General features: G+C 62.8%; 25 protein-coding genes. 14 read left to right on the forward strand and 11 right to left on the reverse strand.

All coding sequences use genetic code 11. The features are described from left to right. Positions 1-25: 25 nt before the first annotated feature. The 7 genes from cysE to bla all read right to left on the reverse strand — a co-directional run bounded on the left by cysE (position 26) and on the right by bla (position 7043). Entirely contained in the window at positions 26-772 is a 747-nt protein-coding gene (gene cysE / locus AC5E6W_RS20850; protein WP_491754269.1) for a serine O-acetyltransferase, read from the reverse strand. 1 nt (position 773) lies between these two features. Continuing rightward, entirely contained in the window at positions 774-1736 is a 963-nt protein-coding gene (gene cysK, locus AC5E6W_RS20855; RefSeq protein ID WP_491754270.1) for a cysteine synthase A, read from the reverse strand. A 79-nt stretch (positions 1737-1815) separates the two neighbouring features. Next, positions 1816-3273 (reverse strand): cation diffusion facilitator family transporter, encoded by a 1458-nt coding sequence (locus AC5E6W_RS20860; RefSeq protein ID WP_491754271.1) that lies wholly within the window; start codon positions 3271-3273, stop codon positions 1816-1818. 23 nt (positions 3274-3296) lie between these two features. Next, entirely contained in the window at positions 3297-4049 is a 753-nt protein-coding gene (gene ubiE, locus AC5E6W_RS20865) for a bifunctional demethylmenaquinone methyltransferase/2-methoxy-6-polyprenyl-1,4-benzoquinol methylase UbiE (RefSeq protein ID WP_491754272.1), read from the reverse strand. 2 nt (positions 4050-4051) lie between these two features. Then, a complete protein-coding gene (gene aroB, locus AC5E6W_RS20870; RefSeq protein WP_491754273.1) occupies positions 4052-5173 on the reverse strand; it encodes a 3-dehydroquinate synthase in 1122 nt (373 codons plus the stop codon). Between the two features lie 28 nt (positions 5174-5201). Beyond that, positions 5202-6143 carry a TerC/Alx family metal homeostasis membrane protein gene (locus tag AC5E6W_RS20875; protein WP_491754274.1) on the reverse strand — a complete coding sequence of 314 codons (942 nt, stop codon included), beginning with the start codon at positions 6141-6143 and terminating at the stop codon, positions 5202-5204. Between the two features lie 30 nt (positions 6144-6173). Further along, a complete protein-coding gene (gene bla, locus AC5E6W_RS20880; protein ID WP_491754275.1) occupies positions 6174-7043 on the reverse strand; it encodes a class A beta-lactamase in 870 nt (289 codons plus the stop codon). A 310-nt stretch (positions 7044-7353) separates the two neighbouring features. Between bla and AC5E6W_RS20885 the strand changes: the two genes are divergently transcribed. Next, entirely contained in the window at positions 7354-7794 is a 441-nt protein-coding gene (locus tag AC5E6W_RS20885; RefSeq protein WP_491754276.1) for a hypothetical protein, read from the forward strand. A 6-nt stretch (positions 7795-7800) separates the two neighbouring features. Here the strand turns inward: AC5E6W_RS20885 and AC5E6W_RS20890 are convergent, their stop codons facing one another. From AC5E6W_RS20890 to AC5E6W_RS20900, 3 genes are all read right to left on the reverse strand, one after another. Continuing rightward, positions 7801-8721, reverse strand: coding sequence for a M28 family peptidase (locus AC5E6W_RS20890; RefSeq protein WP_491754277.1), 921 nt, complete (start codon positions 8719-8721; stop codon positions 7801-7803). An 86-nt stretch (positions 8722-8807) separates the two neighbouring features. Further along, complete coding sequence (gene tatC, locus AC5E6W_RS20895; protein ID WP_491754278.1) at positions 8808-9614, reverse strand: twin-arginine translocase subunit TatC; 807 nt, start codon at positions 9612-9614, stop codon at positions 8808-8810. After that, positions 9604-10152 carry a Sec-independent protein translocase subunit TatA/TatB gene (locus AC5E6W_RS20900; RefSeq protein WP_491754279.1) on the reverse strand — a complete coding sequence of 183 codons (549 nt, stop codon included), beginning with the start codon at positions 10150-10152 and terminating at the stop codon, positions 9604-9606. Before AC5E6W_RS20900 ends, tatC begins: the two co-directional genes overlap by 11 nt. 208 nt (positions 10153-10360) lie before the next feature. Between AC5E6W_RS20900 and AC5E6W_RS20905 the strand changes: the two genes are divergently transcribed. Both AC5E6W_RS20905 and AC5E6W_RS20910 read left to right on the forward strand, forming a co-directional pair. Then, entirely contained in the window at positions 10361-11557 is a 1197-nt protein-coding gene (locus AC5E6W_RS20905) for a lactonase family protein (protein WP_491754280.1), read from the forward strand. An 89-nt stretch (positions 11558-11646) separates the two neighbouring features. Next, complete coding sequence (locus tag AC5E6W_RS20910) at positions 11647-12882, forward strand: SH3 domain-containing protein (protein ID WP_491754281.1); 1236 nt, start codon at positions 11647-11649, stop codon at positions 12880-12882. A gap of 61 nt (positions 12883-12943) precedes the next feature. Here the strand turns inward: AC5E6W_RS20910 and AC5E6W_RS20915 are convergent, their stop codons facing one another. Next, the gene (locus tag AC5E6W_RS20915) at positions 12944-14194 is read right to left on the reverse strand and encodes a DegT/DnrJ/EryC1/StrS family aminotransferase (RefSeq protein ID WP_491754282.1); all 1251 of its coding nucleotides are present in this window, start codon (positions 14192-14194) and stop codon (positions 12944-12946) included. A 284-nt stretch (positions 14195-14478) separates the two neighbouring features. On the opposite strand from AC5E6W_RS20915, the gene hfq reads away from it, so the two are divergent. From hfq to AC5E6W_RS20970, 11 genes are all read left to right on the forward strand, one after another. Beyond that, positions 14479-14775, forward strand: coding sequence for an RNA chaperone Hfq (hfq, locus tag AC5E6W_RS20920; RefSeq protein ID WP_491754283.1), 297 nt, complete (start codon positions 14479-14481; stop codon positions 14773-14775). Between the two features lie 60 nt (positions 14776-14835). Beyond that, the gene (hflX, locus tag AC5E6W_RS20925; protein ID WP_491754427.1) at positions 14836-16302 is read left to right on the forward strand and encodes a GTPase HflX; all 1467 of its coding nucleotides are present in this window, start codon (positions 14836-14838) and stop codon (positions 16300-16302) included. A 326-nt stretch (positions 16303-16628) separates the two neighbouring features. Next, positions 16629-17093 carry a F0F1 ATP synthase subunit B family protein gene (locus AC5E6W_RS20930; protein WP_491754284.1) on the forward strand — a complete coding sequence of 155 codons (465 nt, stop codon included), beginning with the start codon at positions 16629-16631 and terminating at the stop codon, positions 17091-17093. A gap of 8 nt (positions 17094-17101) precedes the next feature. Continuing rightward, positions 17102-17824, forward strand: coding sequence for a F0F1 ATP synthase subunit B (locus tag AC5E6W_RS20935; RefSeq protein WP_491754285.1), 723 nt, complete (start codon positions 17102-17104; stop codon positions 17822-17824). Then, a complete protein-coding gene (gene atpH, locus AC5E6W_RS20940) occupies positions 17824-18375 on the forward strand; it encodes an ATP synthase F1 subunit delta (RefSeq protein ID WP_491754286.1) in 552 nt (183 codons plus the stop codon). Before AC5E6W_RS20935 ends, atpH begins: the two co-directional genes overlap by 1 nt. 59 nt (positions 18376-18434) lie before the next feature. Beyond that, positions 18435-19982 (forward strand): F0F1 ATP synthase subunit alpha, encoded by a 1548-nt coding sequence (gene atpA, locus AC5E6W_RS20945; RefSeq protein ID WP_491754287.1) that lies wholly within the window; start codon positions 18435-18437, stop codon positions 19980-19982. A 7-nt stretch (positions 19983-19989) separates the two neighbouring features. Beyond that, positions 19990-21081: a F0F1 ATP synthase subunit gamma gene (locus AC5E6W_RS20950; RefSeq protein ID WP_491754288.1), complete on the forward strand. Its 1092-nt coding sequence runs from the start codon at positions 19990-19992 to the stop codon at positions 21079-21081. Between the two features lie 35 nt (positions 21082-21116). Continuing rightward, the gene (gene atpD, locus AC5E6W_RS20955) at positions 21117-22565 is read left to right on the forward strand and encodes a F0F1 ATP synthase subunit beta (RefSeq protein WP_491754289.1); all 1449 of its coding nucleotides are present in this window, start codon (positions 21117-21119) and stop codon (positions 22563-22565) included. A gap of 122 nt (positions 22566-22687) precedes the next feature. Next, on the forward strand, positions 22688-23116 hold the full coding sequence (atpC, locus tag AC5E6W_RS20960; RefSeq protein WP_491754290.1) for an ATP synthase F1 subunit epsilon: 429 nt from the start codon (positions 22688-22690) through the stop codon (positions 23114-23116). A gap of 105 nt (positions 23117-23221) precedes the next feature. Beyond that, positions 23222-24061, forward strand: a complete 840-nt coding sequence (locus tag AC5E6W_RS20965) for a class I SAM-dependent methyltransferase (protein WP_491754291.1) — start codon at positions 23222-23224, stop codon at positions 24059-24061. Between the two features lie 70 nt (positions 24062-24131). Next, positions 24132-25082, forward strand: coding sequence for a metallophosphoesterase family protein (locus AC5E6W_RS20970; protein ID WP_491754292.1), 951 nt, complete (start codon positions 24132-24134; stop codon positions 25080-25082). The last annotated feature ends 107 nt before the right edge of the window (positions 25083-25189 follow it).

Here is a 25189-nt window from a genome sequence, read left to right on the forward strand (position 1 = left end):
TCGCACGATTCTCGGCGAGGACCCGCTAGATCTGGTAGTCGATGAAGTCTTCCGGGAAGAGGTCGTTGGCGTCGATGCAGGGTTGATCGGGCTCGATCCTGAGGTGAAGCTCAGGCTGGGCCGCAGTGACCTGTTCGACGTGGCGATGCAGCCGGCCGCGCAGCTCCTGAACTTCGCGGGCCAGCGCGATCACAGCATCGGAGAGCGGGTCGCGAATCTCTTTGGGGTCGCTGATCACGACGCGCTTGCCATCGCGCAGCACGATGTGACCCGGTACGCCGACGATCGTCGAGTTCTCGGGCACACTGCGCAGCACTACGGAGCCCGCGCCGATGCGGCAGTTATCGCCGACGGTGATGTTGCCGAGTACATGCGCCCCGGCGCCTACGATGACGCGCGAACCGAGGGTCGGGTGGCGCTTGCCTTTTTCCTTGCCGGTACCGCCCAGCGTGGCGCCCTGGTACAGCGTGATGTCATCGCCGAGGATCGCGGTCTCGCCTATGACGACTCCCATGCCATGGTCGATGAACAGGCGCTTGCCGACTACCGCACCGGGGTGGATCTCGATTCCTGTGAACAGGCGCGCAACCTGCGATCCCAGTCGCGCCAGCAGGCGCATGTGGCTGCGCCACAGCCAGTGCGTGATGCGGTACGCCCACAGAGCGTGCAGGCCGGGATAGCAGGTGAGGACTTCGAAGTACGAGCGCGCCGCCGGGTCGTTTTCCACGACCGCGGCGACGTCCTCCCGCATGCAACGGATAAAGGCGACCATCTTACTCGGAGGCAGTCAGCGCAAGCGCCTTCTGCCGGGTCTCCTCGAAGAGCACGCTTGAGAGATAGCGCTCGCCGAAGGACGGCAATACCACCACGATGAGCTTGCCGGCGTTCTCAGGCCGCGCTGCAACCTTGAGTGCAGCCACGACCGCGGCGCCGGAGGAGATGCCGACGAGAAGGCCTTCCTCGCGGGGCAGCCGGCGCGCCATCTCGATGGCCTCGTCGTTGGTGATGGGGATGATCTCGTCGAGCAGCTTGGTGTCGAGGATGGACGGCACAAAGCCCGCGCCGATGCCCTGGATCTTGTGCGGGCCGGGCTTGCCGCCCTCCAGTACCGGGCTGTCCGAAGGCTCAACCGCAATGATTTTGATCCCGGGCTTCTTGCTCTTGAGGTACTGGCCAACGCCGGTGATCGTGCCACCCGTGCCCACACCCGCGACAAAGATATCCACCGTGCCGTCGGTGTCGTTCCAGATCTCCGGCCCAGTGGTCTCGATGTGGATCTTGGGGTTCGCGGGGTTGTCGAACTGTTGCAATATGTAGCTGTCGGGCGTCGCGGCAGCGAGTTCTTCGGCCTTCGCGATCGCTCCCTTCATACCCTTTGGTCCGGGCGTGAGCACCAGCTCTGCACCCAGTGCCAGCAGGAGGACGCGGCGCTCGAGGCTCATCGTCTCGGGCATGGTGAGGATAAGCTTATAGCCCTTGACCGCGGCGACAAACGCGAGCGCGATACCCGTGTTGCCGCTGGTCGGCTCGATGAGTACGGTCTTGCCCGGCGTGATGCGGCCGGCCTTCTCGGCCTCTTCGACCATGCTGACGCCGATGCGGTCCTTCACGCTGGCGAGAGGATTCTGGCTCTCCAGCTTGGCCACTACGGTGGCTCCGAGACCCGCGGTCACCTTGTTCAAGCGCACGAGCGGGGTGTTGCCAATCACTTCGGTGAGGTTGTTCGCGATCTTCACGTTCCTGATCCTCCGAGCGAGGCTTTCGCCTACCGTGCAATTCTTTCATGGCCGCATGGATGTGCGCGTGTGTACGTCATCACCGTCGGTTGTCGGTCGCCGGCTCAGGGTGGATGAAGACGCGGGCGACCTGCGGATGGCGCAGACGCACTTCGCCTTCGAAGGCTGTGATGACTTCGTGGACGCGGCCCATGGGAAGGTCGTCGGCCAACGTGCAGTGCAGGTTCAGCTGGACGCTATTGGCCGCTCCGCCGTGGCCGCGGGTCATCGTGATCTCGTGGATGTCGAGGATCTCGGGGAACTCGTGCGCGATCTCGCGCAGCTGGCGATCGAGGTTGCGGCTGGCCTCGATCTGCGCGGAGTTGGAGATGGTCGCGGGCTCACTCTCGATGTGTGTGAGAACGGTCGCGAGGGCGGGAACCTCGCTCCGCATCTCGTTCTCGAGCCGGGTGGCGATCTCATGCGCGTCGCGCAGGCTGGTGGTCTCGGGTACCTCCAGGTGCTGCTCCACGTGCAGCTGCCCATCGATCTGATGGATGGAGACGTCATGCACAGCCAGGCCCGATCGCGCAGCGACCGCGCGGACACGATCGAAGACACTCTCGCCGAGGGTGGCGGTGGGTACGGTGGAGATGACGACGTCCGCACCGGGAAGCCGCTCTTTCACTGCTTCTGTGGCGGCGAAGGTCACCTGCTCGGCGCGCTGGAAGGTGAGGTTGCGCGGCAGTCCCAAGGTGAGGTCGACGAAGTAGTTCGAACCGGAGCGACGCATGCGCAGCCGCTCCACTGAGACCACATCGGGTACAGCTTTGACGTCGCTGACGAGCTCGCGCCGCATGCGGGCGCGAACCTCCGGCGGCGTGGCATCGAGCAAAGAATCCAATGTCTGTTTCGAGAGCTGAATCGTAACGCGCAGGATGACGCCTGCAACCAGCAGGGCCGCGACGGGATCGGCGTACTCGAGTGCGGGAAGATTCAGTCGCTGGCCCAGCATGGAAGCGCAAAGCCCCAGCAGCACCGCACTGGCCGACCAGATGTCCATGCCGAAGTGCACCGCATCGGCCTCCAGCGCGTCGGAGTGATGCTCGGTGGCGACGCGGTGAAGGGCGCGGGAACGCGAGTAGTCGACGGCGATGGAGAGCAGCAAAACTACGAAGGGCCAAGGCGAGTAGCGCAGCGTGAGGTGGGAGTGATGCAGGATGCGCTTTAGGGCCTCGACCGCGATCCAGATGCAGGAGACGAGCATGAGCACGATCTCGAAGCCCGCGGAGAGGTTCTCGAGCTTGCCGTGCCCGTAGTTGTGCTCCTCGTCGGCTGGCCGGTCGGCAGCGCGCACGGCGAAGAGGGTCACGGTGGAGGCGACCAGGTCGATGCTCGAGTGCGCGGCTTCGCTGAGCATGCCCAGCGAGCCTGTGAGCAGACCCGTGAGCAACTTGAGCAGCGTAACGCCCAGCGCGGCGAGGGCGGACGACATCGCCGCGGAGCGCTTGGCCGCGCTGCGCTGCTGGAGTTCCGAGGTCGTCGCGGTGCCGGTCATCTGCGCAAGGATACAGGAGCGCGTTAGCGCTTCACCGCTCGATACAGACCAGCGGCGTGCAGGAAGTACCCAGTCCATGAGGCATCGGTGTAGCCAGCCTCATGCAGCATGGTGAGCATTTGCGGCGCGCGCGGGAAGCGCGCGATGGAAGCTGGGAGATAGCGATAGGCCTCGAACTGTCCGGAGACAATGCCACCAACGAGTGGCAGCACGCCGTGGAGATAGAAGTTGTAGCCCAGTCCACGCAGGCCGGAAGGCTGGTTGCACTCCAGGATGCCCAGCTGTCCGTTGGGTTTGAGCACGCGATGCAGCTCGCGCAGGCCCTCGGCGTAGTTGGTGAGGTTGCGGAACCCGAAGGCTGCGGTGATGAGGTCGAAGCTCGCATCCGGGAAGGGAAGATGCATCGCGTCGCCCTCGATCCACTGGATGTTCGCGGAGGGAAACTTGCTGTGCGCGATGGCCAGCATCTCGGAGGAGAAGTCGAGGCCGGTGAGTGGCTCAGCGTTTGCCGGGCGAAGCTGGAGCAGCGCTCGCGTCATGTCGCCGGTGCCGCAACACAGGTCCAGTACCTTCGCGTCGGGGCGAGCCAGGACATCGCGAAAGACATGAGCGGTGCGACGCCACCAGTGGCGATCGAGCCCGAGGCTCAGTAGGTGATTGAGGCGGTCGTAGGTAGGCGCGATGGAGTTGAACAACGACTGCACGCTGGCTGCAGCGGCGGCTTCGGAGGTCTCGTCTGCAGGCCGCGCGCCGGGATTGATGGTTGGCGAGGGCATGGTCAGGCCACGCCGTCTCTGGCGACCATCGCCATCATGCGCTGGGTGGTGTATATCAACTCGTCCAGCGTCACATCTTTGAAGACTGTAGCGGTACCAATGCTGGTGGGAAGAACGAAGCTGCGATCGCCTCCACGGTTTTTCTTGTCCTTCGCCGTCAGCGCGACCAGCTGAGCGGGGTCCGCCTCGAAGCGCTTCAGTGGGCCGTAGGTGACGATGACGCGTTCCATACGATCGTGTTCGTCCACGGAGATCAGGTTGCGACGCTTGGCAATTGCAATCGCCGCGAGCATGCCCCAGGCGACCGCCTCGCCGTGCAGGAGCTGCTTGTAGTGCGTGGCGGCTTCGATGGCATGGCCCAGTGTATGGCCGAGGTTCAGCAGCATGCGCAGGCCGCTTTCGCGCTCATCGGCGGCCACGACATCGGCCTTCACCTGCACGCTGGCGGCGACGACGTGATGCAGCGCTGCGGGATCTCCCGCGAGTACTTCTTCACTGTGCTCGTCGAGGTACTCGAACAGCGCGCGGTCGCGGATGATGCCGGCCTTCACGGCCTCCTGCAGACCGGCGTGAAGCTCCGCCGCGGGCAGCGTAGCGAGCACATCGATGTCGGAGTACACAGCGAGCGGATGATGGAACGCGCCGACTAGATTTTTGCCTGCAGCCAGGTTCGCTCCGGTCTTACCGCCCAGCGAGCTGTCGACTTGAGCCAGCGCCGTGGTAGGCACACCGATGTAGCGGATGCCGCGCATGTAGATGGCCGCGAGGAAGCCAGTCATGTCGCCTATCACGCCGCCGCCGAGCGCGATGAGCACGGTGTCGCGGTCCGCGCCGTGCTCTGCCAGCTGTTCAAGCAGGCTCTCGAGCGTTGCGAGTCGCTTGTACTCCTCGCCCGCGGGAATAGTCAGCACCTGCGGCCTTGTGGGGAAGCCTGCGAGCAGCGGCTCGGCCCACAGTCTCGCGATCTCGGGCGACGTGACGACGAAGATCTTCGCCTTGCCTGCGGACAGCGCGCCGTTGAGTAGTACGTCGACGCGCTCCCCTACGAAAGGCAGCAGACCGGAGCCAATCTCGACGTGATAGGTGAGGGCGGACGTGCGGACGGGAATGATGGTGGTGCTCACTCCGTTAAGGATAGCAATGTTGCGCGAGTCAGGTTGCGCTGCCTGGAGACGCCGCCTTCGGCTTGGCCAGCAGGGAAGCCACAATCGTCATCGCCAGCACCCCACCGATGATTCCCAGCGACAGCATAGGCCCGATGTTCACCCAGTCGGCGATGAGCATCTTGATGGCGGCGAAGGCCAGCAGGATCGCCAGGCCGAGGTGCAGGAAGCGCAGCTGCGAGAGCATCGCGGCGAGCAGAACGTAGACCGAGCGCAGGCTCATTACGGCAAGGATGTTCGAGGTGTAGGCGAGAAACGGGACCCGCGTGATGGAGAGCACTGCAGGGATCGAGTCCAGCGCAAAGACGACGTCCGTGAGCTCTACCGCGAGCAGCGCGAGCAGCAGCATCGTGGGCATCCAGCGCAGCGGGCCGCCCGGCGTCACGGCCTCGTGCGCAACGAAGTGGTCGGTGCTCATGCTGATCGGCCGCACCCGCTCCAGCCACACGATCCAACTCGGCTTCTTGCGCGGACTGCCGTCGTTCTCGCTGGGGCGCAGCATCTTGATGGCTGCGTAGAGCAGGAACGCCGCGAAGAGATAGCTAACGAAGTGGAAGCGCTCCAGCAGCCCAACGCCCGCTGCGATGAACAAGCCGCGCAGCACGATGGCGCCGAGGATCCCCCAGAAGAGCACACGAGGCTGACGCACGGCGGGGACGGCGAAGACCTGGAAGAGCAGCAGGAAGACAAGAAGATTATCGACGGAAAGCGCCTGCTCGATGGCATAACCGGCGAGGAACTGAGTGGCCGCTTCGCCAGACAACGTATGCGCGAGATAGACGGCGAGCCCGATGGTCGCAAGGAACCACATCCCCAACGCGATGGCCGCCTTGCGCCGCGGCTCGGGCAGCACCATGTGCACGCCATATTCGATGGTCATGAGTACGACGATGGCGACGTGGAACCAGATCCAGTGGGAGCGCGCGATCATTCGTTCAAGCGTACATGGTGGCTAGCCGCTTCAGAGCAGCGTCACGCAGACGCGTGCCACGTTCGCAGAGACCGCGGCTTGCTGCGCATCGTTCACCTTCGCATCGTTGAGATAGACCGTGAGCAGCCACGGCTGCTTACCCGTTGGCCAGATGACGGCGATATCGTTGGATGTGCCCTGGCCACTGTTGCCGGTTTTGTCGCCCACTCGCCACGAGACAGGAACGCCAGCGCGAATCTTCGGGTCGCCCGTCTTGCAGCCGACCATCCACTGCGTGATCAGGTCGCGCGAGGATGCGGAGAGCGCTCCGCCGAGTACGACCTTCTGCATGTCGGCGAGCATCGCCCCAGGTGTTGTCGTGTCGCGCGGATCGCCGGGGCGGCATTCGTTCAGGCTGGGTTCGTTGCGGTCGAGGCGCGTGACCGTGTCGCCGAGGCTGCGGGCATAGGCGGTCCAGGCCGGCGGTCCACCGATCTCCTCAAGTAGGAGATTCATCGCCGTGTTGTCGCTCATGACGATCGCTGCCTCGCACAGCTCCTTGATCGTCATGCCTGGCGGTCCGAGCTTCGTGCTCGTCACCGGCGAGTAGCCTGCAAGATCGCGCTGGCTGAAGATGAGGACGCGGTCGAGGTGGTCCTGCTGGCGGTCGATGGTCTGCAGCACCGCCGCGACGGCGAGCATCTTGGACGTGCTGCACATCGGGAAGCGCTCGCCGCTGCGGTAGCCGAGCCGCGCTCCAGTCGCGGTGTTCAGCATCGCCACGCCGAGTCGTCCTCCGCTATTCGCCTCCAGTTGCCGCATCTCGTTTTCAAAGTCCACCGCGGCGAAGAGCCGCGTGGGCAGAGCGGCAGAGCAGGTAGCGAGGGCGGTAGAAGCAAGCAGGCGACGACGGGTCAGCATAGCGCCGATGGTAGTCTCGCGTTTCTCCGGTGCAGTCGCAGTTTCGGTGCAGTGCTGCAGGATTTCCCTGGCGCGAAGCTCTTTTGCCAACACTCGCCGCAGAGGCCGTGCTAAATTCTCTGAATGCGCAGCGCGATTCGCAACCTCAAGGGCATGCAGCAGGCCACCCGCCAACAGCGGGCAGGGCTTCTGTCGGCTCACGTGAGGATGCGAGGACGCAGCTAGATCGCAAAAACACGAGTCCAGGACAGAAGCCCGCCGAACACTTCGGCGGGCTTCTTCTTTTTGCTCGCGATACAGGAGGAGCGCCATGGAAGGGACGATCGAGTTTACGACTGAAGCCGAGATGGAGCGGATCGCGTGGGGATTTGTGGCGCGGATGCTGCCTGGCAAGGAGTTCAACCACGCCGCACACTTTGCGACGGCGATGTGGCTGATGGTGCGGCGGCCGGAGATCGACCTGCCAACACAGATGCCGGCGATGATTCGCGCCTTCAACGAGAGCGCGGGCGGCCAGAACACGGAGACCTCGGGCTACCACGAGACCATCACGCAGGCATCTTTGCGGGCGACGAAGATCTTTCTGCGCGAGCATCCGGAAGAGCCGCTGGTCGACGTGATGAACGCGCTGCTGCGCTCGCACCTGGGACGCAGCGACTGGATGCTCGCCTACTGGTCGCGGGAGAGGCTGTTCTCGGTGGAGGCTCGACGGGAGTGGGTGGATCCGGACCTGCTGGATCTTCCATCATGAGCCGGCTCAGTGCTCGTTGATCAGCTTGATTACTCCGAGGAAGAGATCGGCGGCGACCTGCAAGCTCTGCGCGCTGAGCTTGTCCATCGTGTCCTGTGAGGTGTGGTGGAAGGCCTCAGGGTCGGAGGCGGTCCCGTACTTGTAGTCAATGATGTCGAGCACCGGGACGCCGCGCTGCTTGAACGGAATGTGGTCATCGTCGACAGACATTGACTCGCGAAAGACATACTGCGAGTGGCCCGTCTCCTTCGCGGCCTTGGCGAGGATGTCCTCGAGCCATGGGGTGGAGTTGGTCTCGCGCGTGATGTTCATGTCCTTCCAGCCGATCATGTCCGCGAGAACGAAGGCTTTGATGTGCGGAAGGGTGCCATCGGCGGACCAACGCGCCGCGATATGGCGCGTCCCGTAGAGCGAATCGGAGTCCGTCCACTGGGAGTTGATCGACTCCTCACCGTCAGTGAAGAGCAGCCAGATGGAGTCGCCGGCCGGTGGGTGCTCGCGGAAGTACTCGCCCAGTGCGATGAGCAGCGCCGAGGTGCAAGCGCCGTCATTGGCGCCCACGAAGTTGATGTCCTTCAGCCAATAGTTGGTCTCGTAGTGGCTGGCCAGGACGATGACGTTTTCGCGCTTCGCCGGGTTGCTCGAAGGGAACTTGACCAGCAGGTTGTGCATGGTCATGAATCCCTGTGGCGTGCGCGCGGTGAAGCTGTCGTCGATGTAATTGCCCTTCGCCGCCTCAGGCTTAAAGTGGTCGCGGATGAACTTCTCCGCGGCCGCATGGCCGGGCGAGCCGATGTAGCGCTTCGGCGCCGCGGCGAGATACTCCTTCGTCAGCTCCATCACGTGGGCGCCGGTGACGGGCTTCTGCGCATGGGCGAAAGACGTGAGGGCGAGGGCGAGGGCTGCGGCGGCAAGAAACTTATTCATCGAAGTCCTTCAACGGGGTCGCGATACACAATGCGGAACCTTCGTCTTTGCCTCAGGACGACGACGAAGAGCGGGTACACCTTTGCTTAGACTGCCTTGGCCTTGTTCTTGTTGCGGTGATCGGGGTGCACCAGATACGCGACCAGCACGCCGACGAAGTAGAGCACCAGCATCGGCAGCGCGAAGACCGTCATGCCGATGGGGCTGGGGTCAGGGCAGAGGATCGCGGCCAGCAGGAAGATCGCCAGCACAGCGTAGCGGAAGTGGCGGAGCAGGAACTTCGCGTCCACGATGCCGAAGAGCGCGAGAAAGAAGATCACCACCGGCATCTCGAAGGTGAACCCGAGACCGAGGATCACGGACATGAAGAAGTCTGTGTAGTCCTCAATGGTGATCATGTGAGTGAAGTTCTTGCCGATGTCCTCAACCAGGAAGTGCATCGCCCCGGGGAGCACGTAGCGGTAGCCGAACCAGGCTCCGGCGAGAAACAGCAGCACGGTAACGCCCATGAACGGCAGCACGAAGCGCTTCTCGTTGGCGTACATTCCCGGCGCGATGAACAGCCAGATCTGGTACAGGATCATCGGCGAGGCGAAGATGGCGCCGAAGACGATCGACGTCTTGATGTAGTAGTTCATCGCGTCGATCGGATGGGTCATCGTCATCTTCAGGCCGATGGAGAGCAGCGGCTTCTGAACGATGTTGGCCAGTCCGGAGTGGAAGAACCACGCGATGGCGCAGCCGATCACGAGATAGACGACGGCCCACAGGATGCGCTTGCGGAGCTCGTCCAGGTGCTCCATCAGGCTCATGCCTGGAAGCTCGGCACGGTCATGGACCGCGGAACGGGCGCGGTCGATGATCTCTGATGGCGTGCCCAGGTCAGTCGGCATGGGCGGCCTCTTCCTTGGTCTCGGGAATCGAATCGAGCACCGGGCCGATGGCGTTGGAGCTTCCGGAATTGCCGGAGCTACTCCGGCTGACGGGCAGGCCGGTGTCGGGCGGCATCATGCTCAGCGATCCGGAGGTGGCGATGGGCAGGGGCTCGGTAGCCTGAGGCGCTGCCTCGGCGGGCGCGCCGCCAATCGAGTGCTCGCCGACCAGCGCGCTGGGCTCGCTCAATGCCTCGTTGGTGGATTCCGGAACCGGCTCAAGGTGGGAGTCCACAGAATCTAACGAGCTTATGGATTCTCCGCTGGTCAGGGCCGGGGCCACAGGTGCGGCGGCCTCCATGGTAGCGATCTGCTTCTGGCGGTCGGCCTGCTCGGCCTGGCGAAGCTCCTCCTCCATCTGGTACTTGAACTCGTTGGAGGCGCGGCGGAACTCGGCGACCCACTTGCCCAGCTCGCGAGCCAGCACGGGCAGCTTTTTGGGCCCGAACAGGAGCAGTGCGAGGATTGCCAGAACGATGTCGTCGGCGAAGCTGGGCATACTGGAAGAGATGATACTTGAGTAGCAGCAGGAAGTTGGAGGCGTCAGTCACAGTACCTTCACACACTGCCGGCCACTCGCCGCATCTCAGGAGACAGATACGCAGCCAATTGCTGAAACGGATGGGTCTCCCGCACGTCTAGGAGAGCAGAGCATACAGCCAGCCCGTTCTGCCCGGTCCTTCCGGGCGACTCAGGCGCACGAGGGAATGATGGTACGGATGGAGACGACGCGGGCGCTGCGGGCAGTGCTGCTGGGAGCAATGGGACTGATCGTTGGCGCGGGCACGGTGCCGCTGACGGGCTGCAGTAATTTCTTCGTCTGCCAGAAGGCGAGCTGTACGTCCTCCAGCGGGACGACCGGGACGGGGGACTACGTGTATGTTTCCAACAGTTCCAGTGGAAGCAACTATATCAACGCCTACCAGATCGGTACGGGTACGCTGACGGCGATCTCTGGTCAGCCGTACAACCTCAGCTACATTCCGCTGGCGATGGCGGTCTCGCCGAATGATGATTTTCTGTACGTGATGGGCGCTGCGGGAAGCTCCACCGTAGCGGGAATCTACGTTTATCCGCTCAGCACTTCAACCGGGGAGATCTCGTCAAACACCTCGGATGTTCCCGGCACGTTTGGGGCGATGGCGATCTCCCCCGACGGCAACTACCTGTTCACGCTGGACGCGGCTACGGGCGATACGCTGACGGAGTACTCGGTGAACACCTCCACCGGGGCCCTCACCTTTGCAAATTCGTTCACCACGTCGACCAAATCGGCGGGCTGCGGGATCAACGTGCCGGCCGGCACTACATGCGCCATCGCGGTCTCGCCCAGCGAGAATTTTGTGGCCGTCTCTATGGGTACTAGCGGCACGGTCATCTATCCGTATTCATCCTCGACGACCCAGGGTGGCATCACCAGCCAAAACTCTTCTTTCACAATCACCCCGGCGACGAGCGTCGGCGACTTCTCGGCAGCCTTCGACGACAGCGGGTACCTGTACGTCGCGAGCACCCCTGCACTAACGCCGTATGCCATATCCTCGTCGACGATCACGACAGAAGCCGCCTTTACGTACTCCACCAGCGTGGCTCCCCGTTCGGTCACGCTCTCGCCGAACTACAGCTACATCTATACGGCTGATTCGAGCACCAGCCAGATCTCGGCCTTCAGCGTGACCACCGGCAAGCTGGCTCAGCTTTCTGGTTCACCGGTCACCGGCCCGACGGACGTCACCGCGCTGGCAGCGGAACGCAGCGGAACCTACATCCTGGCAGCGGGATACAGCACCACGAACGGTCTGCAGTTGCTCCCCATTTCCAGCACCGGACTCTCGGCGTCTGTCGCCAGCGAGCCCACCGGGACGGATACTACGGTTCCGGTTGTGATGGCGGTGACGCATTAGGCTGCCGCAACCTGGATTACGTCGCACGCTGATAACGTCCCGCCGTCCAACCCGCCCCGTCCACGGAAGCATCCTCTAGGTATGGAACAATGGACAACGGGTTTCATACCGGGGCCGGAGCGCTCGCGGTGAAGGCGCACGGGACGATGGCAGGCAGGATCGCGGCGAAGACCCGCAGGCACAACAGCATCACGGCAGGGCGTTGGGCGATGGCGGGACTGGCGCTGCTGCTCCTCACCGGCTGCGCGCAGTTCCGCAAACACGAGGCAGAAAAGTACGTCTACGTGACGGCCAAGGAGGCGACGCTGAGCGATCGCTTCGCCGCCGTATCCAACCACGTTGGCACCGTGAACAACGGCGACAAACTGACCGTGGTCGAACGCGGCCGCCATGCGCTGAAGGTCAAGACCGCTCAAGGCGTCATCGGCTGGATCAAAGAGATGGACGTCGCCGACCAGGACACGGCCGACAAGTTCGAGGCCTTGAAGAAAGACCACGCCAAGGATCCGGTAGTCGCCACAGCCACAGCGCTGAACGATGTGTACCTGCATGACCTTCCCGGCCGCAAGACGGATCACTTCTACCGCCTGAGCGAGGGAGAAGCGGTAAGCCTGCTCACCCGCGCCTCCGTGGAGAAGCCGCTGCCTCCAGGGACTACTGTGGCCGCAGCGGCGGATGCCAAGCCAGGCGATCCACCTCCTCCGCCGGCGATGGAGGACTGGTGGCTGGTGCGTGACGGCAAGGGCAATACCGGCTGGATCTACTCGCGCCTGATCGACGTGACTGCTCCGGACACGGTGTCGCGCTATGCCGAAGGCCAGCGCATCGTGGGAGCGTACCTGCTCACCAAGGTCGACGACCCCGACTCCGGCATGATCGACAACGGCAATCCGGTGACGCAGATCCCCGAGTATGTGACCGTGCTGGGGCCGTACAAAGCCGGACTGCCGTACGACTTCGACCAGATTCGGGTCTTCATCTGGAACACGAAGAAGCACCGCTACGAGACCGGCTACCGGCAGAAGAACATCGAAGGCTACCTTCCCGTCACCATCGATCAGCGCAAGAACCCGTATGTGAAGGACGCGCTCGGGGCACTGTCGCTCCCGACGTTTACCTACAAGGTGCTGGCTGCGGATTCGCCCGCCCCGACGGTGAGCGCGGACGGCACGATCAAGCCGGGCAAGCTGATCACGAAGACCTATCGGCTGGAGGGCAACATGTGCCGCCGCGTGATTCCGCCGGGCGTGACCACGCCGGACGAGGCGCATCCGGTGGCCGAGGTCAAAAAGGACGGCAAGGAAGCGAAGAAGCGCAAGCGGTAAGGGCTGCGTTGTCCGTTCTCCGATGTTCCTCCTGAGAACCGAGCACGAACGACGTTTCGTCTCAGCGATAAAACCTTCGAATCGCCTCCACCACCGTGGCCGCTTCGTCATCCCGCAGATCGGGATAGATCGGCAGGGCCACGACCTCTTTCGCAGCGCGTTCGGCGACAGGGAACTGGCCCTCGCGATAGCCCAGGTGCGCCAGGCTGGTCTGCAGGTGGAGGGGCAGCGGATAGAAGATCTCGCTGCCGATGTGCAGCTTGCCGAGATGCTCACGCAGGCGCTCACGGTCTGGCACACGCACCACGTACTGATGGAAAACGTGCGTCGCGCGCTGGTCGGTATACGGCAGCACAATCCCATCGGCGATATCCCACGACCCTGCAGAAGCGGCCAGTTCCGCTTCGCGGAATAGTTTGCCGTAGAGCGCGGCGATCTCGCGGCGGCGGTCGTTGCCCACCTCCACTCGTCGCAACTTGATTGACAGCACCGCCGCCTGGACCGAATCCAGCCGGCAGTTCCAGCCCACCTCATCGTGGTAATAGCGCTTGCGCATGCCATGCGCGCGGAGCATGTGTAGCCTCTCGGCGACGGCGTCATCGTTGGTGGTCGCCATGCCGGCGTCGCCCATGGCGCTGAGGTTCTTGGTGGGGTAGAAGCTGAAGGCGGCCGCGTCTCCGAGGCCTCCGGCAAGCTTGGTCTCGCCGCTAGCGTAGCGCCAGGAAGCTCCCCAGGCCTGGGCGGCATCTTCAACGATCTTCACCCCGAAGGTCTCCGCCAGATTCTTGAAGCCGTCCATGTCCGCGCACTGGCCGTACAAGTGCACCGGCTGGATGCCCTTGATCTTCGAAGCCGTGTCGGAGCGCTCATGCGCGATGATGGCCTCGTGCGTGGCTTCGGGGGAGAGGTTGTAGGTCAGCGGGTCGATGTCCGCGAGCAGCGGCTGTGCCCCTGCTCGCAGGACGGAACTGACTGTCGCGAAGAAGCTGAAGGGCGTGGAGATCACCGCATCGCCGGGGCCGATCTCGAGTGCTGCCAGGGACAGCCACAGCGCATCCGTGCCACTGGCGCATCCCAATGCATGCTTCACCTGCAGAGCAACTTCGGCCTCGCGCTCGAAGGCGTCGACCGCGGGCCCCAGAATGTACTTCTGGGTGGAGAGGACGGCCTCAATGGCGTCCATCACCTCGACGCGGATGGCTGCAAACTCGCGGCTGAGATCGAGCAGCGGGACGGGCGCGAGTTCCCGGCTCTTGGAGGTGGAACTGGTCAGGACGGCAGAGCTTGCGACGGCGGTCGTTTCATGCGGCATCCTCTCTATCGTAAACCTCACAAATCTCGCGCACGGTAGGGTTAACAGGGCATGGAACGCAGCAGGCGGAGGCGTCTGATGGTGCACGGATCCTGGCCGCAAACCCCCCGGCTGGCGAAAGTGCAGGGCCCGCTTGCCCTTCGTGCCGGAACTCTGTAGGGTTGTCTCTGCACCGATGCGTTGGCTGTTTTAGGTCTGAAATAAAGTGCATTGCATCACCTGGCGTTCTTGCAGCATCGGGCAGGAAGCCATGGCATCACTGAGTTACGGGGAGATCGGCCCATATGGAATCAAAGCCGGCGCAGAACATTCAGGACACCTTTCTTAATACCGTTCGCAAGGACAAGTCGCCCATCACCATCTACCTGGTGAGCGGCGTCAAGCTGACGGGCAAGATTCGCTCCTTCGACAAGTATTCGGTACTGCTGGAGAACAACGCTCAGGAGCAGCTGATCTTCAAGCATGCGATTTCGACCGTGGTAAGCGGCCGAGCGCCGACTCATGGCGAGCGTTCGCAGGGACCCATGGATCGCGCAGCGGCTCCGGCACCCGCGGAAGGCAGCGGCCCGGTCACGCGCTAGCAAGATCCGGCACACAGATTGCAACAACTGAATCCAAGAGATCGACAGCGAGAGCAGCGGCTGCTGGAAGCACGTCAACGTGCGTCCGGCGAAAAGGCTGTGCTCGTGGTCGTCGAATTTACCGGTGGACGCTACCGGCTCTCGTCCAGCGCCCGGCAGGCGCGATCGGCCGCCGCGATGGACGAGCGCATTCGCATGCCGGAAGACGGCGAGGCTGAGGGATGGCTACCCACTCCCGCTGACGTAGCCCAGACGGTCGCCAGCCCCGCGTCGCCATTGGTCTCGGAGATGGATTTCGAGGCTTCGCTGGCAGAATTTCAGGAGCTTGCGCGGTCGGCAGGTGCGCAGATCGCCGCTGTGCTGGTCCAGCGCCGCCAGAAGCCTGATGCGGCCACCCTGGTGGGCGGCGGCAAACTGGATGAGATCGTGGCGACGGTGGCGTCAACGGGCGCATCGCTCGTGCTCTTCGACCACGACCTGACGCCCTCGCAGGCACGCAACGTGGAAGCCCGGTTGCCCTGCACGGTCATCGACCGCACGCAGCTGATCCTGGACATCTTCGCCCGCCACGCCCGCACCCGTGAGGGCATGCTGCAGGTGGAGCTCGCGCAGCTGGACTACTCCCTCCCGCGCCTCGGCGGCAAGGGCAAAACCATGTCGCAGACCGGCGGCGGCATTGGTACCCGCGGTCCGGGCGAGACCCAGCTCGAGGTCGACAAGCGCAAGATCAACGTGCGCATCGATCGCATCAAGCAACAGCTGGAAGCCGTGCGGCGCATTCGCCGCCAGCAGCGCGGTCGCCGTGAGGCTGTTCCGGTCCCGACAGTAGCCTTGGTCGGCTACACCAACGCCGGTAAGTCGACTCTGTTCAACTCGCTGACCGGGGCCGAGGTGCTGGCTTCGGAACGCATGTTTGCAACCCTCGATCCCAAGCTGCGCCAGCTCACACTGCCATCGCGGCGGCGCATCCTGCTCTCGGACACGGTAGGCTTCATCCGCAACCTTCCGCACGGTCTGGTCACGAGCTTTCGCGCGACCCTCGAAGAGGTGGAACGCGCCGAGCTTCTGCTGCATGTTCGCGACGCAGCCAGCCCAACGCTCGAGGAGCAGCGGCTGCAAGTCGAGGCAGTCCTCGAGGAACTCGGCGTCGGCGACAAGCCCACCTTGCAGGTGTTGAACAAGATCGACCTGCTGCCCGCGGACGAGCAATTTCCTCCCGATGCGATTGCGGTCTCTGGCATGACGGGGCAAGGGCTGGACGCCCTACTGAAGGCGATTGATGCGGCGCTGACTCGTGATCCGCTCGTGGAGGCGGAGTTTCGCATCCCACAAAGCGAGGGCCGGGTGCTCGCAGCGCTGGAGCGCGGAGCGACCATCCTGCAACAGCGCTACCAGGGCAATCTGGCGTACGTGAAGGCTGTGGGGCCAGCGTCCCTGCTGGAGCGCTACCGGCGCTACCAGTCGAAGGATTCGAAGGACGGAAAGATCGCCGCCGAGACTGAAATTGGAGCTGAAGGGGAGATTTAAGGCATAAAGCAGGCCGCCTGAGGGGGAGCGGAGGTAATTCCCCAATCACGCGGCCTGCAGGACCCGGAACCGGGTCTCGGGTGGTGAAAACAGTGTACTCTCCAGCGATGACGCTGGATCACAAAAAGCGATGAAGGTCATGTGACTGTTTGCAGTATGGAACGCGTCGATTACCGCATGGAATCACCGGTTAGCGCTCGCATGCTTTGACCGTTCAGAGCCTTCTTTGTTACAACTGAAAGGAATCGCGTACAAGGATTTGAGCGTCTGTACGGAGCCTGTGAAACCGGCCCCACCGCCCTCCCTGAACGATCAAGAACATATCCATGGACATCCTGACGCAACTTGGCGGTCTTGTGCTCGGCTCTGTGCCGACGATCGTGCTCTTCGTGCTGCTTATCGTGGCCTACAACGTTCTGGTGCAGAAGCCGCTGGCAAAGATCCTGGCGGAACGCACGGCGCGGACAGGTGGCGCGGTTGAGCAGGCCCGCGAGGCGATCGCCGCGGCTGAACAAAAGACTGCGCTGTACGAAGAGAAGCTGCGCGCTGTGCGCATGCAGCTTCAGGCTGAGCGCGAAAAGCGTATGGCTGAGTGGAACTCTGATCGCGAGCATGCCCTGAGCTATGCTCGCGACGCAGCTCGTACGAAGATTGATGCAGCGCGCAAAGAGATTGAAGATTCGGCGGCTACGGCCCGCCAGCAGATCGAGGACGCTACGGCCATGCTCAGCGACCAGATCCTGCGCGCCGTGCTGCCGTCCGGTGCACCCCGGCCGGAGGTGCAGCAGTGAGGTTTGGTTTGAAGAGAAATTCCTTCGGTCGTCTGGCCGCGATGTTGCTGGTGGCGGGCGTCCTCTTTGTCCCTGCGCAACACAGCTACGCCATGCTCCAGGAAACTGCAGCCCACACTGGCGATCACACATCGCCTGAGGCCCAGGTTCCTGAGAAAAAAGAGCAGGAGCACGACGAGAGCTACGCGTATACGCACTCTCCGGCCGTGCAAACCTTCGGCCGGATGGTTGGGCTCAATCCCGATCAGGCGGCGACGGTCTTTACGCTGATCAACTTTGTGCTGCTGGCCAGCGCGGTGATCTACGGCTTGGCGAAGATGCTGCCGAGGACCTTCCGCAACCGCAACACGGCCATCCAGAAGGGCCTGGTCGATGCCCGCACGGCGACCGAAGAGGCGCGGGCGCGGCTGGGTGCAGTCGAGTCGCGGCTCGCCAAGCTCGATGAGCAGATCGCCGGCATGCGTCAGCAGGCCGAGGCCGACATGGATCGCGAGGCCCAGAAGCTCCAGGCTGGTGTCGAAGCGCAGAAGGCGAAGATCGTGGCCGACGCTGAGACCGAGATTCAGGCTGTCTCCGCAGCGGCCCGCCGCGAGCTGCAGAAGTATGCGGCGGAGCTGGCCATCTCGCAGGCTGCGCGCAAGCTCGAGGTAACCGCCGCGACCGACAAGCTGCTGGTGGAGAGCTTTGCCGGTAAGCTCGGATTCAATGGACCGAAGGGAGGGCAGAACTAATGGCGGCAGTGGATCTACGCTACGCACGTGCCCTGGCCGAAGTGGTCGATGCCCAGAAGCTCGATTCCGCAACGGTGCAACAGCAGGTTGCGGACTTCGCCGACCTGCTCGATGCCAGCTTTGAGCTGCGAGAGGTTCTCGCTGATCCCTCCATCCCCGAGTCGCAGAAGCTGGGTGTGCTCGATGGCCTCAGCGGCAAGCTCGGCTTCAGCAAGACCGTTCGCAACTTCGTCGCTGTGGTCATCAGCCACGAGCGCCTGCATGAGCTGCGCGGTATGCTGGAAGGCTTTGCAGGCATCATCGATCAGGAACAGAAGATAGCCGAAGCGGAGATCGTCACGGCGCGTCCGCTGGATGACGACAGTAAGCGGCTGCTGGAAGCGAAGGTTGCTGAGCTCGCCGGTGGCGAGACGGTGCGGGCTACCTATCGCGAAGACCCTACGCTGCTCGGCGGCGCGGTGATCAGGATTGGCTCTACGGTGTATGACGGTTCAGTGAAAGCGCAGCTCGAGCAGCTCAAGGCGAAGCTCGTAGCCGCGGTGGCCGCGTAAAGCATTAGCAAGATTGAAAGCGGAGTGCGTTACTCCTGAGAACAGGGAAAAGGAACAGCATGGCAAAGATTCAGGCAAACGAGATCACCGAGCTGCTGCGCCAGCAGATCGAGAACTACGACCAGCGCATCCAGGTGGATGAGGTCGGCACGATCGTAACGCTGGGCGACGGTATCGCGCGCATCCACGGCCTCGATAAGGTCATGGCCGGCGAGTTGATTGAGTTCCCGCACGACGTGATGGGCCTCGCGATGAACCTCGACGAGGACCAGGTGGGCGCCGTCATTCTCGGCGACTTCGCCAAGCTCGAAGAGGGCAACCAGGTCAAGCGCACCGGCCGCATCATGGACGTTCCCGTGGGTGAGGCGCTGATCGGCCGCGTGGTCAACGCGCTCGGCCAGCCCATCGACGACAAGGGACCGATCAACACGCCGCATCGTCTTCCGGTGGAGCGTCTCGCTCCCGGCGTCATTGCGCGCCAGTCGGTCACCGAGCCGATGTATACCGGCATCAAGGCCATCGACACGATGATTCCCATCGGCCGCGGCCAGCGCGAGCTGCTGATTGGCGATCGCCAGACGGGTAAGACCGCCGTGGCGCTCGATACGATCATCAACTCCGCCAAGAACGACCTGATCTGCATCTACTGCGCCATTGGTCAGAAGAGGTCTTCCGTCGCCGGCGTGGTGCAGACACTCGAAGAGTTCGGCGCGATGGCGTACACCATCATCGTTGCGGCGACGGCTTCCGAGCCTGCTCCGATGCAGTACCTCGCGCCGTTCGCGGCGACCGCAATGGGCGAGTACTTCCGCGACAACGGCAAGCACGCGCTGATCATCTATGACGATCTGTCGAAGCACGCGGCTTCGTACCGTGAGATCTCGCTGCTGCTCCGTCGTCCGCCAGGACGCGAAGCGTACCCGGGCGACGTGTTCTATCTCCACTCCCGGCTGCTCGAGCGCAGCGCGAAGATGTCGAAGGAACTCGGCGGCGGTTCGCTGACCGCTCTCCCGATCATCGAGACCCAGGCCGGCGACGTCTCGGCGTACATTCCGACCAACGTCATCTCGATCACCGACGGTCAGATCTTCTTCGAGACCGATCTGTTCAACTCGGGTGTCCGCCCGGCTGTGAACGTCGGTCTGTCGGTCTCGCGCGTAGGCTTCGCCGCCGCGATCAAGGCGACCAAGCAGGTCGGTTCGACGCTGAAGCTGGACCTCGCGCAGTACCGCGAGCTCGCAGCCTTCGCGCAGTTCGGCTCGGACCTCGATAAGGTCACGCAGAACCAGCTAAACCGAGGCCAGCGCCTGACCGAGCTGCTCAAGCAGCCACAGTTCAAGCCGCTTACGGCGGCGCAGCAGGTGGCAATCCTGTACGCCGGTACGCAGGGCCTGCTCGATGACGTTGAGGTCCGTGACCTCCGCGCGTTCGAGGACGGCTTCTACCCGTACCTCGATACGGCTGCTCCCGCGATCCTCTCCGACATTTCGACGAAGAAGGCGCTGGACGACGATCTGCGCAACCGCCTCACGCAGGCGATCAAGGACTACAAGGCCGACTTTCTCGCCGGTCTAAAGGACAAGCAGCCGGCAACGGCCACGGCATAAGGGAACGATGGCGAACGTACTCGATCTACGGCGGCGCATCCGCAGCGTGAAGAACACGCGGCAGATCACGCGCGCCATGAAGATGGTCTCGGCGGCGAAGCTTCGCCGCGCGCAGGACCGTGCCATGAAGGCGCGGCCCTACGCCCAGATGCTGACCAACGTGCTCGAGTCGCTGGTGCGTCGCACCGACCTCATCGATGAGGTCTCCGGTGAGATGCTGCATCCGCTGCTGGTCGAGCGCGAGGAGAAGAAAGTCCTCGTGCTGGTCATCGCGGGCGACAAGGGCTTTGCAGGCGGCTTCAACTCCAACATCTCCAAGGCTGCGCAGCGCTTCATCGACGAGCGCCGCGAGAAGGGCCAGAACATCGACCTTGAGCCTGTAGGCAAGAAGGCGATCGGCTTCTACAAGAAGAAGTATCCGGCCGCGGTCTACGAGCACAAGGAAGAGAGCTACGACAACGATCTCGCGCACCACTTCGAGGACATCCGCCATCGCGCGGCTCCGATCGAGGTTGCTGCGGAGCACGCGGACATCCTTCTTCGGGGCGACTTCGAGCGCATCAGCGCGCTGGCCTACTCGATCATCGCGCGCTACGAGCGGGCCGAGATCGACTCGGTCTACATCGTCTTCAACGAGTTCAAGAGCGTCATCTCGCAGCGCGTCGTGGTCGAGAAGCTGCTGCCGATCCGCAAGCTCGGCGAGCACGAGATCACGGTGGCCGAAGAGATGAGCGAGGAGCAGAGGGAAGCGGCAGCCAAGGCTGCGCAGACCTCCGGCGTCTCACTCTATGAGCCTGAAGAGACGGAGATGGAGCGCGAAGCCAAGAAGTTCGGCACCGCCGAAGTGGATTACATCTTCGACAGTGAACCAGGCAAGCTCTTCACCCACCTCATGCCGCGCTATGTGGCGACGCAGATCTTCCACGCGGTGCTGGAATCGACCGCCGCGGAGCATGCAGCACGTATGACGGCGACGGATGCGGCGACGAAGAATGCGGGCGAGCTGATCGACAAGCTCTCGCTCACGATGAACCGTCTTCGTCAGGCGGCGATTACCAAGGAAATTATCGAGATCGTGTCAGGCGCTGCGGCGCTGTAGCGGAATGACGGCTTAGGAATTTTCGAGAGACATTTATGGCAGACACCAAGAACATCGGCAAAGTGATCAGCATCAGCGGCCCGGCCGTTGATGTTCAGTTCGACGAGAGGCACATGCCTCCCATCTACCAGGCGCTGCGCATCACCAGCGAGGGCTTTACCGTGCCCACGCCGCTGGACGTCGTCGTCGAGGTGCAGCAGCACCTCGGTGAGGGCCGTGTGCGCTGCGTCGCCATGCAGGCTACCGAGGGCATGGTTCGCGGTATGCAGGCCGAAGATCTCGGCTCGGGCATCTGCGTGCCTGTGGGTCGCGAGACGCTGGGCCGCGTGCTCAACGTGCTTGGCCAGCCGGTGGACGAGCTTGGCCCCGTGAACGCGAAGGTGCATTGGGAGATTCATCGTCCCGCTCCCGCGTTCGACGAGCAGTCGACCAGCGAGGAGATGTTCGAGACGGGCATCAAGGTCGTCGATCTGATCCTCCCCTTCTTGAAGGGCGGCAAGATCGGCCTGTTCGGCGGCGCCGGCGTCGGCAAGACCGTCGTGATTCAGGAGCTGATCAACAACGTCGCGACCAAGCACGGCGGCTTCTCGGTGTTCGCCGGCGTGGGCGAGCGCACCCGTGAGGGTAACGACCTCTGGCACGAGTTCCAGGAGTCGGGCGTTATCGACATTCATGATTTCAACAAGAGCAAAGCCGCGCTGATCTACGGCCAGATGACGGAGCCGCCAGGAGCCCGTCTGCGCGTTGCGCTGACCGGCCTCACCGTCGCTGAGTACTTCCGCGACGAAGAGGGCGCCGACACGCTGCTGTTCATCGACAACATCTTCCGCTTCACGCAGGCGGGTTCCGAGGTGTCCACGCTGCTCGGCCGTATGCCGTCGGCCGTGGGTTACCAGCCGAACCTGGCCACCGAAATGGGTGAGCTGCAGGAGCGCATCACTTCGACCAAGAAGGGCTCGGTTACGTCCGTTCAGGCTGTGTACGTGCCTGCCGACGACATCACCGATCCTGCTCCCGCGACGACGTTTGCTCACCTCGATGCGACGATGCTGTTGTCGCGTCCTCTGTCCGAGCTCGGCATCTACCCGGCTGTGGATCCTCTGACCTCGACCTCGCGCATCCTCACCGCGCGCGTGGTGGGCCAGGAGCACTACGACGTGGCCCAGGGCGTGAAGCGTATTCTGCAGCGCTACAAGGACCTGCAGGACATCATCGCCATTCTCGGCATCGACGAGCTCTCGGAAGAGGACAAGTTGACCGTCGCGCGTGCGCGTAAGGTGCAGCGCTTCCTTTCTCAGCCCTTCCACGTGGCCGAGATCTTCACCGGCATCCCGGGCGCTTACGTCAAGGTCGAGGACACGGTGCGCAGCTTCAAGGAGATCATCGAGGGCAAGCATGACTCGATTCCTGAGCAGGCGTTCTACCTCAAGGGCGGCATCGAGGACGTGAAGGCAGCGGCCGAGAAGATGAAGGCAACGGCGTAAGAGACAGCTTTTAGCCATTAGCTTCTAGCTCCTAGCTGGACGGTGCCTCAGGGAGACCTGAGTGCCAAGTCCAGCGACATAGGGGGCTAGAAGCTAAGAGCTAGAGGCTAAGGGCTAAGACTATGGCAGACACAACCAACTCGGAACTCCTGCAGGTACGGCTCGTGACGCCGGACAGCGTGCTGGTCGATGCCACGGCGTCGGCGGTGGAGCTGCCCGCGCGTGAGGGCTACCTGGAGGCGCTATACGGCGCAGCCCCGCTGCTGGCAGAGCTCGGCGCAGGCGAGGTTCGCCTCCACGGCGGCTCGGCCGGCGAGCAGATCTTCTTCGTCGCGTGGGGTTTCGTCGAGGTGCTCCCGGAGCGCGTGACGATCCTCGCGGAGACGGCGCTGCACCCCGACGAGATCGACGTCCCCGCAGCCCAGGTGGAACTGCAGCACGGCCAGGAGATGTGGGACAAGGCCGGTGATGACGCGGAGAAGTACGACGAGGCCGATGCGCAGATTCGTGTAGCAGAGGAGAAGCTAGCCAGCGCACAGGGAAAACATTAGCTAGCCACCCGCGAACCGTCGGGGCAAGAAATGGGTGACCTTCGTACGAGGAATTGTCGCCAAATCTCAAAATAGCGAGATAGTGCACGTGGTACTCTCTTGCGCATGCGAGCGCCTGACTCTCTCTTGCGAATTGCATTGATCCCGTGTCGCGTGCGGCAACTCATGTGGTATGAGTCGCCCAAGTTCCGGGCCATGTTTTCCTGGCTGCTTCATTCCAGGGAGACGACGAACTTCACGTACGATATCACCGAGAGAAACTTCGAAGACCTGAAGGATTTTGTCGCTCTCGTAACGGGGTTTCCCCGTGCCGATGTAGCGCGATTTCTGGAAGAGCCGCTGCATGATGAGGCGCTGCGGTCGCATATTCAGGAAGCTACCTCCCGTTCCCGGTTGCGTTCGCGATCGGATCTCATTCCGAAGTTTGGCCGGCGGCTAGCGTGGTACGCCATGGTGAGGCTGCTACGGCCAAAGGTCGTGGTTGAGACCGGCGTGGAAAAGGGGCTCGGCTCGGTTCTCGTCTGTAGCGCGCTTCTCAAGAACAAAGCCGAAGGATTCGATGGCCAGCATTACGGTACGGATATCGATCCTCGCGCGGGTTTCTTGCTGGGCGGAGAATATTCCTCAGTTGGCCGGATCCTTTATGGCGACTCGATCGAGTCTCTTCGGAATCTTCCGGAGACCGTGGACTTGTTCATCAATGACAGCGACCATTCCGTCGACTACGAAAAGGCAGAGTACTATGTGATCGCCAGCAAGCTGTCGCCGATGGCGGTCATCATCAGCGATAACGCGCATGCGACGGATTGTCTGCGCCAGTTCGCGCGGGAGACAGGTTTGCAGTTCCTGTTTTTTTCAGAGAAGCCGAAGGACCATTGGTACCCCGGAGGCGGTATTGGGGTCGCCGTTCCGAGGATTCCTCTGCATACGGCTACGAGTACTTAGCCTAGGGGTACCGAGATAGCGCGGTCGCTGAAGGGGCATCGGGCAGGGCTGATGCGTTCAGCGGAATGTCATGCTCTCCGGGTACACTCCGGCTATGGCGAACCTTGATCGACGCAGCTTTCTGATCCTGGCGGGCGCCGCTGGCATCGCGGCGGCTGCTCCGCGGGCTGCCGTTGCAGAGCCCACCCAGGACTTCGACTTCCTGTTCTTTACCGATACACATCTGCAGCCCGAGCTGGACGCGGCCAAGGGCTGCGATATGGCGTTCAAGAAGATGCGCGGCGATGGCGCGGCTTTCGCGATCCAGGGTGGCGATCATATCTTCGACGCCCTGGGTGTGCCGACGACTCGCTCGCTGAGCCTCTTCGACATGTACGACAAGACCGAGCAGGATCTGGGGCTGAAGGTGTATCACACGGTCGGCAACCATGACGTCTTCGGGATCTATACCGAGAGTGGGATGAAACCCACCGACCCGCTCTACGGCAAGAAGTACTTCACCGATCACATCGGGAAGCGTTACTACAGCTTCGATAGCAAGGGCGTGCACTTTATTGTGCTGGACTCGATCTTCATCACAGCGGACCGGCACTATGAGGGCCGCATCGACGACGCGCAGATGGCGTGGTTGCAGGGTGATCTTGCGTCACAGCCGGCGACGCAGCCGATCATCGTGGTCTCGCACATTCCGCTGGTGACGGCGTATGACCTGTACAACGACGAGGTGGTGGCGGCTAATCCTCGGCCGCACCAGCTTGCCGTAGCGAACACGAACAAGATCTTCCCGCTGTTCCATGGGAAGAATGTGCTGGGCGTGCTGCAGGGACATACCCATGTGAATGAGCGGGTGGAGTGGCAGGGGGTGCCATACATGACTTCCGGCGCGGTGAGCGGGAACTGGTGGAAGGGCACGCACCTGGGCACGCCGGAGGGTTATACGGTGGTGTCGATCCGTGGCGGAAAGCTTACGACGCGGTACGAGACTTATGGGTTCAAGACCGTCGATCCGCACAATACTTGAGGTGCGGGGTGGTACCCCCCTCCCCCCCCCCCCAATTTCGGCTAAGTGTTCATTCGGCAGGAGTTAGCTCCGGACCTTGGTTTTTGGGGTGGCTAAGTTCTTGAAAA

The organism is Bryocella sp., from assembly GCF_058498515.1.